Genomic DNA, 14086 nt, shown 5'->3' with positions numbered 1-14086 from the left:
GGAATTTTAATTGAAAGAGTTTTGGTATCGTTTTTATAAAAATAAATTAGCCTTTTCAGGTTTAATCATAATGGTTGTTTATGCCATATTAGCTTTACTTGCTCCTTTAATTGCTCCGTATGGACCATTAGAAATGCATCCAGATCAAATGTTAAGTGCTCCAAATTCGGAACATATATTCGGGACTGATCAATTTGGTAGGGATATATTCAGCCGAATTATTTACGGTACGCAAATTTCCTTGAAAGTTGGAACTATTTCCGTTGGGATCTCATTAATATTAGGTGTGACAATGGGAGTTGTTGCAGCGTATTACGGAAAATGGGTCGATTCTCTCGTGTCACGAACTACAGACGTACTTTTTTCCTTTCCAGATATTTTGCTTGCGTTAGCTCTAATGGCGGTATTAGGAACAAGCTTAACCAATGTCATGATTGCAATTGGAATTGTTTACACTCCAATTTTCGCACGTCTTACGCGTGGATCAGTTCTTTCTATTAAAAATTCGCTATACGTAGAAGCTGCCCGTTCCATTGGGGTTAGTAATTTGCAAATAGTGTTGCGCCATATTCTCCCAAATGTCATGGCTCCCATTATTGTACAAGCAACATTGTCATTTGCTCTTGCGATTTTGACTGAAGCAGCACTTAGCTTCTTAGGATTAGGAGTCGAGCCTGACACACCTTCATGGGGAATTATGTTAAATGAAGGAAAAGACTTTATGGAGACAGCTTGGTGGATTGCTGTTTTTCCTGGGTTAGCTATTACTCTCGCTGTTTTAAGCTTAAATGTTATGGGGGACGGAATGCGAGATGCGTTAGATCCACATTTGAAAGATGAAGTGATGTAGGAAAGGTGGAGGAACCGATGAATGATGTCGTGTTAAAAGTAAAAGATTTGAAGTGTCACTTCCATACACGAAAAGGTATTGTTAAAGCAGTTGACGGAGTCAATTTCGAAGTAAAAAAAGGAGAAATTCTTGCTATTGTTGGTGAATCAGGTAGTGGCAAAAGTGTTACATCACAAGCAATTATGAGACTGATTGGTCAAAAGAATAATGAAAGGATTGAAGGTAAAATTTTTTTTCGTGGAGAAAACCTTTTAGAAAAATCAGAAGAAGAAATGCGACGTTTGCGTGGGAACCGTATTTCTATGATCTTTCAAGATCCAATGACATCTTTAAATCCCGCTTATCGGGTTGGAAGCCAAATTGCAGAAGTTCCACAAATTCATGAAAAGAAAGATAAAAAATCTTCATGGTCTATTGCTATTGATATGCTTCATAGAGTAGGTATTCCTTCTTCTGAAGAGCGTGCCAACGATTACCCACATCAATTTAGCGGAGGAATGAGGCAACGTAGCGTTATTGCGATGGCATTAGCCTCTAATCCAGACTTATTAATTGCCGATGAACCAACAACAGCATTGGATGTGACGATCCAAGCACAAATATTAGATTTGATGAATGATTTAAGGAATCAAATGGGTACGGCTATTATAATGATCACACATGATTTAGGGATAGTTGCAGAATTATGTGATTCTGTTGCTGTCATGTATGCTGGGCGTATTGTTGAACAAGCACCTATAAAGGAACTTTTTGCATCACCTAAACATCCATATACAAGAGGTTTGCTTGCTTCCTTGCCTAAACCAGGTATAAGAGAACGATTAACACCAATTGAAGGGCAACCTCCGAACCTTCATGATGTTCCAAAAGGTTGTATGTTTGCTCCCCGTTGCCCTCACGCACATGAGAAATGTAGTGAACAGCCAATGCTAAATAACATTAACGAACATCATAAGGTGGCATGTTGGTTAGAGGAGGAGATGTAAAGATGACTCAAGAATTGATTAAGGTGGAAAATTTAAAAAAATATTTCGAAAGTTCATCAGGCTTTATATCTAAAGAAAAAAAAGTCATCAAAGCAGTTGATGGTGTGTCATTCCAAATTAATAAAGGGGAAACTCTTGGCATTGTTGGGGAATCTGGATGCGGAAAGTCAACAATGGGACGAATGCTTATGAGGTTAATAAAACCGACAGAGGGGAAAATTTTCTTTGAAGGCATTGATTTAACAGCGCTTAAAGGAAAATGGTTAAAAGAACAACGAAAAAACTTTCAAATGGTGTTTCAAGATCCATATGCTTCTTTAAATCCACGCATGACGGTTTATCAAATTATGGAGGAACCGATGAGAACACATGGTTTATATATAGGGAAACGTAAGGAGAAAATAAAAGAATTACTAGATATTGTTGGTATTCCATCATCATATATGGATCGTTACCCTCATGAATTTTCTGGTGGTCAAAGACAGCGAATTGGTATTGCAAGAGCTTTAGCTGTCGAACCGAAATTTATTGTTGCGGATGAACCAGTGGCAGCACTAGATGTTTCCATTCAAGCACAAATTTTAAATTTACTAGTTGATTTACAAAAAGAGTATGGTTTGACGTATTTATTTATTGCACATGATTTAAGTGTTGTGCAGTACATTAGTAAACGGGTAGGCGTGATGTATCTTGGGCAAATTGTAGAGTTAAGTGACAGCGATGAATTGTATGGAAATCCTTTACATCCATATACGAAAGCTTTATTTTCTGCTATTCCAGTAGCAGATCCTTTTGTGAAAAAGGAAAGGATCCAGTTGTATGGGGAATTACCAAGCCCTTTGAATCCTCCAAAAGGATGTAAGTTCCATACTCGTTGTCCGTTAGCGAGTAAAGAATGTCAAATAAAAGAACCAGAACTTAAAGATGTAGGGAATGGGCATTACGTTGCCTGCCATGCAATTTAGAGAAGGAGACGACTAAGAAAATGAAATTGAACACATTTTCAATACTAGCGAAATGTAAAGAAACAGGCATGTTTGGAGCAGCTGTAGCTTCGAATTTCCCTGGTTTAGGTGCCCATTCGCCCTATATAGAAGCAGATGCTGGTATCATCCAAACGCAAGGATGGGTAAATCCTTCACTAGGATTAAAGGGCATTCAATTGTTACGGGAAGGAGCCACTTCCCATGAAGTTATGAATGAATTATTGTTTCAAGACCCTGGACGAGAACTCCGACAAGTTGCTGTAATGGATCGTTACGGAAACTGTTCTGTCTATACTGGTAGTGAAAACGACGATATAAAAGGGCATATAATCGGTGATCAATACTGTGTATTAGGAAATATTTTAGCAAATCAACACGTTTTACCATCAATGGAAACTGCTTTTTTAGAAACGGAAGGAAATTTGGCAGAAAGATTATTAACCTCTCTGCTAAAAGGTGAAGAAGCTGGGGGTGATCGACGAGGTAAGAAAGCAGCTGTTATTAAAGTAGAAGCGATCAAAGGGTTTCCTTATGTTGATTTCCGTGTTGATGATCATCCTGATCCGGTTAAGGAGCTGACAAATATATATTATCGTAATAAAGGTGTATTAATTGATCGATATTATGAGTGGGTAGATTCAGTCCAAAAAGGCATTCGTTTAGGTGATGAAACAATAGAAAAATAAGGGAGTATAGTAAGTGATGATTGCGATAATAAATGGAAAAGTTCTAACAGTGGAAGGGAATTTTTTAAAAAATGGGACAATTCTAATTGATCAAGGAAAAATTATAGCAGTTGGATTAGCAGGAGAAATTTCGGTCCCTGACCATGTTAAACGGATTGACGCACAAGGTGGATGGATTACACCTGGTTTAATTGATGTTCACACTCATATAGGTATTGATGAGGAAGGCATCGGTTGGGAAGGTGACGACTATAATGAATCGTCCGAACCTGTAACCCCCCATTTGAGAGCAATTGATGGAATTAATCCATTCGATCAGGGATTTATCGATGCAGCTAAAGCTGGAGTAACTACAGTACAAGTTTTACCTGGGAGTGCCAACGTCATCGGTGGTCTTATGTGTTGCTTAAAAGTAAAGCCAGGAAAAATTGTTGAAGAAATGGTCATTCGCAATCCTTCAGGATTAAAAATCGCATTTGGTGAGAATCCTAAAAAATTTCACGGAAAGCAAGCTAGAGCACCTCAAACCCGCATGGGCATTGTTGCATTGCTACGAGAACACTTTGTAGAAGCACAAAATTATATGAAAAATATAGAAAATAATAATATTGATCGAAACCTCCGTTTAGAAGCTTTAGTATTAGCACTGAAGAAAGAAATACCAGTACGTGCTCATGTCCACCGAGCAGATGATATCATGACAGCAATCCGTATTGCCAAAGAATTTGACATTGAATTAACTATTGAACATGCAACAGAAGGTCATAAAGTAGCCGAACATATTGCGCAATCTCAATTACGAGCGGCTATTGGACCAACATTATCTAGTCGAAGTAAAGTAGAACTGAGAAATATAGATTGGAAAACTTATAGTGTTTTTGCGGAATATGATATTCCTTTTTCCATCATAACCGATCATCCTGTTTTACCTATTCAACATCTTATTACCTCTGCTGCATTAGCTGTGCAAGCAGGATTAGCGGAAGATAAAGCTTGGAAGGCGTTAACAATGAACGCTGCACAACACATAGGGTTATCTCATCGAATCGGATCCATCGAAACAGGAAAAGACGCCGATATTGTCATTTGGTCCAACCATCCGTTAAAAAGTTTTGCTAATGTTAACATGACAATGGTCGATGGACATATTATATATCAATCTTCTTAAACATTAGAAATCGATAATTTATAAAAGGCGGTTTATTAAATAAGATGAAAATCAATGATGAATTGAAAGAACTTTCTTATTTATGGAAACAGCGTGGTGTATCGATTTGGCAATACCGTGACGGAGAAACATTTTTGCTTGCTGAATGGACCGAGATTCCTCAACCTCCACTTTTGTCCCAACAATTACAAGTTTGTTTTGAAAAAGGAACAGAATTCACACAAAAAGAAGGATTTTGTATCTTCATCTATGAACAGTGGGGTATTGCCTTTTACGGAAAAGAAGTGATTGATGTCGAAGAGTTTAAAAGGTCCATTCCTCATATCAAGCTATGGTTAAAACTGTTAGTTCCACTATCAGAACAAAAAATACAAGAACAATCTTTTCAATCATTAATTCGTGTCGCCCATACAATCGTATCCTCTATTCAAGATGAAAAGATTTTAGACTTAATTTTAGAAACAGCTATTCAAACTATTCCTGTAGCGGACACTGGCTTTTTATTTTTGTACGATGAGAAAATAAAGAAGTTAACGGTTCAAGCAGCAGTCGGATTTAGAAAAGAAAGCTATATGTTTACACGTTTAGCTCCTGGTGAAGGTATTTCTGGAAGAGTTTTTTTGACAAAAAAGCCCGCATGTATTTCAGGAAGTGAAAATATTCAATCAGCAATGGAAAATATGTCACCAATGAACCGAAAATATTATCTTGATTCAACGATTTATTCTTCTTATCCAGTGAGCGTTATGTCTGTTCCACTCAATTATCAGAATCAATGCATTGGAGTGTTGACGATTGATAACTTTTTACAAAAAGCATCCTTTTCTAAAGATCATTTGCAATTGCTACAAGCCTTTGCTGACTTATCAGCGGTTGTCATCCAGCATTCTAAATTATTTCATCAAGTTCACAGACAAAACAAAGAGCTTTCCATGATTCATCAAGCTTTAAGTAAAGAACATGAAAGCTTGCAAAGAACTGTTGATTTTCATAATCAACTTACTAATATTGCTGCAAAAGGTTACGGAATGGAGGAAATATTAGCAACGCTTTATCGTTCGGTCGGTGTGAAAGTAGCGGTCTATGATAAATTGCTTGTTCCGCTATCTGGTTATCCAAAAATGGCTGATTTTTCCTTTCCCGACCAATTCCTAATGCATCCTTCGATGAAACTAGTAAATAAAACAAGGAAATGGCAACGTGTTGATTTAGATGACAATGAAACTATGATAGTCATTCCTGTTATTGGAGCAGAAAGGTTATTAGGGTACCTTTGTGCTTGGATTAGTCAAGAAGAATTTATTGATATAGGAAAACTTATCTTTGAATATAGTGCAACGATGTTAGCTCTTGACTGGATAAAGAAGGAAGCTGTTAGAGAAAGTCTAGAACACTTAAAAGGTCAATTTGTAGAAGAAATTTTGGGTCGGGAAATTAACAATCAATTAATCGAGCAGGCCCACATTTTAGGATTTAACCAAGAAGACTATTATTTTGTAACTCTTATAGAAAATGAAGAAAAACAAAAAGAGAATCATCATTTATGGAAGCCTAAATTTTATAATTGGTTAGAACAGCATGGTTTAAACGGCTTAAATGTACATAAAGGGAAAAATGAAGTTGTAATCATTAGTTTTCCTGAACACTTTCCAATTAATCGCCGAACCAATTTGCTTCGTAAGTTTATAGATGTCTCTAAACAGTGGGGTAAATTAAAGATTGGAATTGGGAGAATACAAAAAGGATTGAACCGGATCAAGAAGTCTTTTACAGATGCTCAACAATGTATGGAATTATTTAAAATGTATAAACTCCAACAGTCGGTCCTTTACTTTGGTCATTTAGGCGTTATTCGTTTTTTTCTTCAGCATGACCGTGAGGAACTCCAAAGTTTCATGGAGGAGTATTTAGGTCCTTTAATAGAATATGAGCATAAAAAAAATAAAGGACTTCTTTCTACTTTATTAGCCTATGTCCACCATGAAAAAGATATAGGGAAAATAACGAAAGATTTAAATATTCATTACAATACATTGTATTATAGATTAAATAAAATTAAGAAAATATTAGGATACTCATTCGATCAAAGTGAAAACTGGTTTAATGTGAGATTAGCTTGTCAAATTTATCTTTTTTTAGAGAACAGGAAGGAGTAGTAAGAGACGTATGTTTAAATCTGCAATTGAAGAAATAGAAGATAAAATTATTTCATGGAGAAGAGATTTTCATCAACATCCAGAACTATCATTCCAAGAAAGTAGAACGTCTAAAGTGATTGCTGCATTCATGAAGGAATGCGGATTAAAAGTATATAAACAAAAAAATGGATTTGGTATTATTGGAGATTTAGTAGGTGCTGAAAAAGGTCGAAAAATTGCGTTTCGTGCAGACATGGACGCAGTACCTATTCAAGAAGAAACGGATTTACCTTACGCTTCCAAACATTCAGGAGTAATGCATGCATGTGGTCATGATGGTCATATGGCTTCGTTAATGGGAGCGATTAAAATTTTATCAAGTATGAAGGATAAAATAAAAGGGACAATTCGTTTTATCTTTCAACCTGCTGAAGAAGTCACCCCTGGTGGTGCAAAAGGATTGATTGAAGAAGGGGTCCTTAGAGGAGTCGATGCTATATATGGAGTGCATCTATGGTCAGAGTATGCCATTGGAACATTTTATACGACTTTTGGACCAATGATGGCCGCATCTGATAAATTTAAAATCATCATCCATGGAAAAGGAGGTCATGGAGCAATGCCTCATAAAACAATTGACCCGATTTTAATAGCTTCCCATGTTGTGATGGCTACTCAACATGTGATTAGCCGATATATCGATCCAATTGAATCTGGGGTCATTTCTTTTGGTAAACTCCATTCAGGAACTGCGTTTAATGTGATAGCGGATAAAGCTGAGTTAGAAGGTACAGTGAGAAGCTTTTCGCCAGAAGTACGAGATTTCCTTCAACAACAACTAGAACATACTGCGTTAAACATCGGTCAATTATATGGGGCACAAATCGATGTTTTATATGAACGTGGATATCCCGCTGTTGTTAATCATGAAAAAGAAGCTCAACTAGCTTTGCAAGCTGCTGAAAACGTATTCGGTAAGGATGCTATCGGTATTATGCCTCCCAATATGGCAGGAGAAGATTTTGCTTACTATCTCGAAAAAGTACCTGGTGCCTTTTGTTTTATTGGTGCTGGTGACACGAGAAAAATAGTTTATCCACACCATCATCCGAAGTTTGAAATTGATGAACGAGCATTAAAATTAGCGACTGAGTGGTTTTGCCAAATGGCGTATCAGTATGTATTTTAGATCGGATAGGAGAGTATGTTCCATGGATGTTAATTTGCTAGCTGTTAATGAAAAAGAAAAGAATTTGTCTTACACTCTTCAAAGTTGGGTAACAGAGTGTAAACCTTTTGCAAAGGATGGACGATGTGCTACATATATACCTGCATTAATGGATTCTAATCCTTTCGATTTAGGTGTTTGTTTATTAGATTCTACAGGAATAAAATTGACAGCAGGAGAATGGGAGAAATATTTTACAATTCAAAGTATTTCTAAAGTGATTAATTTTATCCTTGTTTGTAGTCACTTAGGAATTTCAACAGTATTAGATCGAGTCGATGTTGAGCCAACTGGAGATGCGTTTAACTCCATTATTCATTTAGAATTACATAAACCTAAAAAGCCATTTAACCCGATGATTAATCCAGGAGCTATTACGGTTTCGTCCATGATTCCAGGGAATAGTTCGAGTGAAAAATTAGAACTACTGATACAATTTGTTGAAAAATTAATTGGCAAAAGACCAACAATTAATCAAGAAGTCTTTGAATCTGAATGGGAGACTGCTTATCGTAATCGAGCGTTAGCCTATTATTTAAAAGAAATAGGCTATCTGTATAGTGATGTAGAAATTGCATTAGAAGTTTATTTAAAGCAATGCGCTATCGAAATGAACACAGTCGATTTGGCGTTAATTGGGTTAATTCTTTCCCTTGATGGGTTTAATCCAATTACTCAAAAGCAAATATTTGATAAAAAAATAGCAAGAGTAACCAAAGCATTGATGCTCACATGTGGAATGTATAATGGATCTGGGAAATTTGCTGCATTTATAGGGATGCCAGCAAAAAGTGGAGTTTCTGGTGGGATAATGGCGACTGTACCACCGAAAAGTCTAATGAGTAAGACTCCTCTTAACCAAGGGTGTGGAATAGGAATTTATGGACCTGCTATTGATGACATTGGAAATAGTTTGGCTGGTGTGATGTTGTTGAAGAAAATATCTCAAGAATGGGAATTAAGTATTTTTAGTTGTTAGAATTGCAAAAAATTTGCTTTTCAAAATTTCACTTTATGGGTTTTACTACTAATATATACCATCAAGTTATTATGGAGAACCCGAAAAATAAATTTTACCATTGTCATTGTGCACCTACATGGTGAAGAAATTTTATTGATCCAAAAGGATGCTTAAACTATTATAAAAAGGTTTTTGGGTGCAGTTATGTAATTTTTTGTCACGGATTCAGGAGAGTTTTAGAAGAATACTAAACAATAATTTTAATCAAGTAGGAGTTCGTCAATGGACTTATTATGTGTAATAAATGAAAAAAAGAGTATATACCCTTTAGTTAGACTGTATTGTTCTTATCTTGTCCTTCATTAACAATATGATGGTCATTTCTCTTGTTTCCTATCTTATTTATGTCCTTCAGGAGTCCTATGAAGGACTTTTCTTATGCTTTCTATCTTCATTATGTCCTTCAAAAGCCTCATGACGGACATTCATCATCTACAATTGTTTCTTTTTGGACTTCATCGCCTCTATGAAGGACATTTATGTGGAGTCGAAACGGGTAGGTGAATGAGTCATGACAATCACTACGTTTATCATCACACCAGCTTGTAGATATTTGCGGATAAGTCTTAATAGTGGTACTTTCATTGACAAGGCATCCCATGACCAATTTATGAGAGATTGCTCATATTTTATAAAAAATGGTCAATAAGTATTGTAAATTTTTTATTATATAGTATAATGATAATCGTTATCAATGAAAACGATTATCATTATTAAATTTTGGGGGTTTATTATGAAATCGTGGAAGGCTATAACGTCCTTATTGCTTTCATCTTCTCTTATTATAGCAGCAGGTTGTTCTAAGGTTGCCAATAACGCTTCTAACGAAGATTCGAAAGATACTGAAACGAAGTCTCAATCACCTGTTGAGGTTGCAGTTACCGATTATACATTTGATACGGCTGGCAATATGTTTGCTTATTCTGAATTTGAACTATCTGGGGAACCGCTCGTTGAGTCACTTGGATTAGATTTGGATGTGTTAGATCCTATAAAGGTTGACCAACCAACAAAATTCGACTACACAGCTGGTATTGAGTCTTATGAATATTCAGAAGAAGCTATGTACGAAGTTGTAGAGAAATCGGGCTTAGGTCTTCATTTAATAAACGGTCCAATCGTAAAGGCCTCAGCAAATGGTACATCAGCAGCAGAATATTTAGGAAATCGCTTTTATCAATTAGCTGAAGCAGTCGGTTACCCGAAAGAACAAATCTTTCAAAATATGTTTCCAACTTTTATTGAATATGCAAGTGGAGATCCGCATTACATAACAAAAGTCAACACAGAAGAATATGCAGCAAATGATGATGGGACATATGTGCCCCAATATCAGGTCGACTTTTCTTCATTACGATGGGACCGAGAGGCAATGGATAAAATTTTAAATCCAGCAGCATACGGAAGTGTATTTTTAAAACAAGCATTATGGGCTGGTGATTTTATGGGTGGTTTCCATACGGTTGATGGTGATGAAGAATTAGAAGGAGAAACACCACAGGATGACCAAGATCCAAATATTGCGCTTGGCGTAAGCTCAGCAGATGGGTTTCAAGGAGCGATCTTAACTGAAGAAATTTGGAATAAAGTAAACTATATTCGCGACCATTTATTTTATAGTGCAGCTGAAGGAAAATTAGTCAGTGCGGGCATCGGTTCAGCTTATAAACCGGAAAATGGATATATTTATTTGCCTCATGAAATTGAGGTAAAAGAAATAGAGAATCATGGAGCACCAGATGCTCAAGCATTAACCGTTAAAGATTCGAAAAGTGTTCTTCGCGACCAATGGTTAATGCTTTGGCCTTCTGCTGAATTTTTTGGTATGACAGACCAACGTCCAGAAAATAAAAATGTTGCTCCATCTTTCCGAGCACTATTTGATGGGGACCCATACCCAAAAGCACCAGCAGAGAATGTTGATTCAGATGCGAACAACGATATTCTTTCGAAAGATCCATACTCAGTCAACCGCGATGTGATCATGCATATCTTTAAAAACATGGAAGCCATGCATTTTAACGAACAAGAAGGAACATTTGTAACAGAGCACGATGGAAAAAATCAAGGGAAATACGTGAGTACATTTGATGCTGGCTACACAATGGAAGCACTGCGAATTTTCCAACGTGCAATTGACGGTCTTCCAGTCGGATATGCTAGTGGTGAAGATGCACAAGGGCTTCAAACAGATGAAGGACAAAAAGCACTTCATTTGATTCAAAAACAAGCAGACTTTATTATCAATCAATTAAAGCTTGATTCAGGATTAGTCGCAAATGGCTATACAATCGGTGAGGGCCAAGACAAAGAAGTAACACTTGAAGCGCAGCTAGGTGCGATTCGCGGATTAACAGCAGCTTATTTAGCAACAAAAGATGAAAAATATCGTGATGAAGCACGGTCCATTTATGAAGCGATGAACAAGGAACTATTTAATGATGATGGAAACGTATTTGAAACAAAAGAAGGCGAAATGAAATATAATCCATTCACTGCCGGTGCCTTATCAGCTGTGTTCCGAATTGCTTTAACAAATTTAAGTAACGTGGAAACAGATGAAAACCAATCAGCAGCTTTAGAAAAAGAAAATATCATTGAAAAATATGTTTCCTTCTACGATACGGTTATTGATGGTCCTTCATTAACAGAAGGAATGCAAGTAAGTGAGTTCTGGGATACAGGTGACTTCTACAAAAAAGATGATGAATCCGGAAATACAGACCATGATAATGTTCCACAAATTCAAGCTGGACATGGAGAAAATGGAATTGCACCGATATTAGTCCCTGTTGAGATTACTTTTAAGAAAGAGTCGTGATCACGTATGAAAAAATTATGGTTCATTGCAGCGCTCCTGATCATAGGGGCGCTGTCTAGTTGTCGTCAACTTACTATTGTTGAAGAAAACGTTATTCGCAACAAAGCTGTGAATAGTAATAACATCGTGATGAATGAAGAGGGGAGTAAAATTTATATTGCGAACATTGATGTTCATACGGTGACCATTTATGATGTCAAAACAAATGCTGTTGAAGCAGAAATAGAAGTCGGAAAAGAGCCAAGGCAGCTAACATTAAGTCCAGATGAAAACGTTCTCTACGTTTCTTGTATGACTGATAACCGTGTTGATGTTATTTCGATAAACAAGCAAAAGGTCGTGGACTCTTTTGAAACAGGTCTTGGACCATACGGATTAGTGACAAGTCAAGATGGGAAATGGTTATATGTGGCGAACTATCGGTCTAGCACGATATCGATCATAAATACCGAAAATGGTGAAACCGAAAAAGAAATTGAAGTAGATGATCGTCCTAGAACCATTGCCATTACGGCAGATGGATCGAAGCTTTATGTTCCGCACTATTTAAATGCAAATATTAGTGTCATTGATACGAAATCAGAAAAAGTGGAAAAAGTGATTGAACTGCATGATTCACCAGATCAATCGGATCCAAAGAAGAGCCAAGGGATTGCGAATACGCTTGAACAGTTTGTCATTTCACCTGATGGGAAAACAGCATGGGTTCCGCATCTTTTAACAAATATCGATACACCGATTCATTTTGAAGAAACGGTTTTTCCGGCTATTTCAGTTATTGATTTAAGGACAGATGAGGAATTAGTAGAAGAACGCAAGGAATTATTTGAAGAAATCAATGTAACGGATACGAAAAATGAAACGATTATTGTTTCGAATCCATATGATCTCGTTTTTTCACCAGATGGATCAAAAGTATTTTGTGTTATGTCTGGAAGTGAAGATTTAGTTATTTTTGACTTAAATCGCGGTGGAAATGCAACACAAATTATGCGGAGAATTAATGGAGATAATCCAAGAGGTATTGTCATTTCACCAGATGGAAAAACACTTTATGTTCATAATGCTATGAGTCATGATTTAGCCGTGATTGATACAGGCGGAAATTCATCCTATGCGAGAGCGAAACAAAAAGGTGAAAACATCTCATTAATAAGTGAGGATCCGCTGACACCACTTGAACGATTTGGAAAGACTCTATTTTATAGTGCAAATAGTGATGAATTTGCGATTGATATAACAGGAAACAACTGGATGAGCTGTGCATCTTGTCATAGTGATGGAGAACTAAATGGCTTAACATTAAAGACACCGAAAGGACCGCGAAATGTTCCTAGTAATGTTGTGACAACGGAAACGGGATTATTTATGTGGGATGGAAGCCGTGACGACTTTACAGATTATATATTGACAGTCCAAGGGGAAATGGGCGGAATGACAAGCTTAAATCCAGAAGAGCCACTGCCAGAGGACGTCCAATATATGTATGATGCTATGTTTGCATTTCTTCAAAATCCGAACTCATTCCCGCCGCCTCCTAGCCCATATCGTCAAAAAAATGGTAAATTGACGAAAACGGCTTTAGAAGGAAAAGAGCTTTTTGAAGGAAAAGGGAACTGTCTAGTGTGTCATGGCGGATCCATGTTTACGGATAGTGTAAAAGCTGTTGATGAAAATGGAAATTTAACAACTGATAATACGAACTTTTTGCATGATATTGGTACAACAAATCCATTAGATCAAGCATCAGATGGAGATGCCAGAGCAAAGTATACGAATCCACGTAATGTAAATCAGTTTGATACACCAACTTTAAGAGGTGTATGGGCAACAGCTCCATACTTCCACGACGGCAGTGCAAAAACAATTGAAGAAGCAATTGAGAGACATCAATATGAAGGAAGTCCAAGGTTAACTAAAGAGGAAATAACTAAAATCGCAGAATATGTGAGATCAATACAATAATAGAAGAAAGTTAAATGATTAAATATGGAAACCCGGCACTGATTGAGTTAGTGTCGGGTTTCATTTTTTAATTGCGCTATCGTTTAAGTATAGTTTAGAACTGTATTTTTATGCGATTGGATAGAGAAAAATAAAAACAAAGATAATGTAAAAAAAACTTAGACGGAATAAATAACACCAACATTAAATTTAGGTTATAATAGACCTGAATTTTATTTAAGTTGGTGATTATTTATG

10 protein-coding genes are annotated in these 14086 nt (G+C 36.6%); all 10 read left to right on the top strand.

Annotated features, from left to right (window positions below; all coding sequences use genetic code 11):
• Nucleotides 1–10 precede the first annotated feature (10 nt).
• On the top strand, nucleotides 11–850 hold the full coding sequence (locus tag J2S06_RS11610; protein WP_419152398.1) for an ABC transporter permease: 840 nt from the start codon (nucleotides 11–13) through the stop codon (nucleotides 848–850).
• 17 nt (nucleotides 851–867) lie between these two features.
• Nucleotides 868–1836, top strand: coding sequence for an ABC transporter ATP-binding protein (locus J2S06_RS11605; protein WP_044748528.1), 969 nt, complete (start codon nucleotides 868–870; stop codon nucleotides 1834–1836).
• Nucleotides 1837–1838: 2 nt separating this feature from the next.
• Nucleotides 1839–2801 carry an ABC transporter ATP-binding protein gene (locus J2S06_RS11600; protein WP_419152397.1) on the top strand — a complete coding sequence of 321 codons (963 nt, stop codon included), beginning with the start codon at nucleotides 1839–1841 and terminating at the stop codon, nucleotides 2799–2801.
• A gap of 20 nt (nucleotides 2802–2821) precedes the next feature.
• A complete protein-coding gene (locus J2S06_RS11595) occupies nucleotides 2822–3508 on the top strand; it encodes a DUF1028 domain-containing protein (protein WP_419152396.1) in 687 nt (228 codons plus the stop codon).
• A 16-nt stretch (nucleotides 3509–3524) separates the two neighbouring features.
• Entirely contained in the window at nucleotides 3525–4676 is a 1152-nt protein-coding gene (locus J2S06_RS11590) for an amidohydrolase (protein WP_419152431.1), read from the top strand.
• 44 nt (nucleotides 4677–4720) lie between these two features.
• On the top strand, nucleotides 4721–6832 hold the full coding sequence (locus tag J2S06_RS11585; protein ID WP_419152395.1) for a helix-turn-helix domain-containing protein: 2112 nt from the start codon (nucleotides 4721–4723) through the stop codon (nucleotides 6830–6832).
• A gap of 10 nt (nucleotides 6833–6842) precedes the next feature.
• Nucleotides 6843–8003 carry a M20 metallopeptidase family protein gene (locus J2S06_RS11580; protein ID WP_419152394.1) on the top strand — a complete coding sequence of 387 codons (1161 nt, stop codon included), beginning with the start codon at nucleotides 6843–6845 and terminating at the stop codon, nucleotides 8001–8003.
• A 22-nt stretch (nucleotides 8004–8025) separates the two neighbouring features.
• Nucleotides 8026–9021 (top strand): glutaminase, encoded by a 996-nt coding sequence (locus J2S06_RS11575; protein ID WP_419152393.1) that lies wholly within the window; start codon nucleotides 8026–8028, stop codon nucleotides 9019–9021.
• A gap of 775 nt (nucleotides 9022–9796) precedes the next feature.
• Nucleotides 9797–11884: a hypothetical protein gene (locus J2S06_RS11570; protein ID WP_419152392.1), complete on the top strand. Its 2088-nt coding sequence runs from the start codon at nucleotides 9797–9799 to the stop codon at nucleotides 11882–11884.
• A 6-nt stretch (nucleotides 11885–11890) separates the two neighbouring features.
• On the top strand, nucleotides 11891–13849 hold the full coding sequence (locus J2S06_RS11565) for a beta-propeller fold lactonase family protein (protein ID WP_419152391.1): 1959 nt from the start codon (nucleotides 11891–11893) through the stop codon (nucleotides 13847–13849).
• Nucleotides 13850–14086 lie beyond the last annotated feature (237 nt).

The organism is Bacillus alveayuensis, assembly GCA_030812955.1.
In the GTDB taxonomy this organism is placed as follows: Bacteria; Bacillota; Bacilli; order Bacillales; family Aeribacillaceae; genus Bacillus_CB; species Bacillus_CB alveayuensis.
Note: the sequence above shows the minus strand (reverse complement) of the source record. Positions and strands in the feature narration are given on the sequence as shown.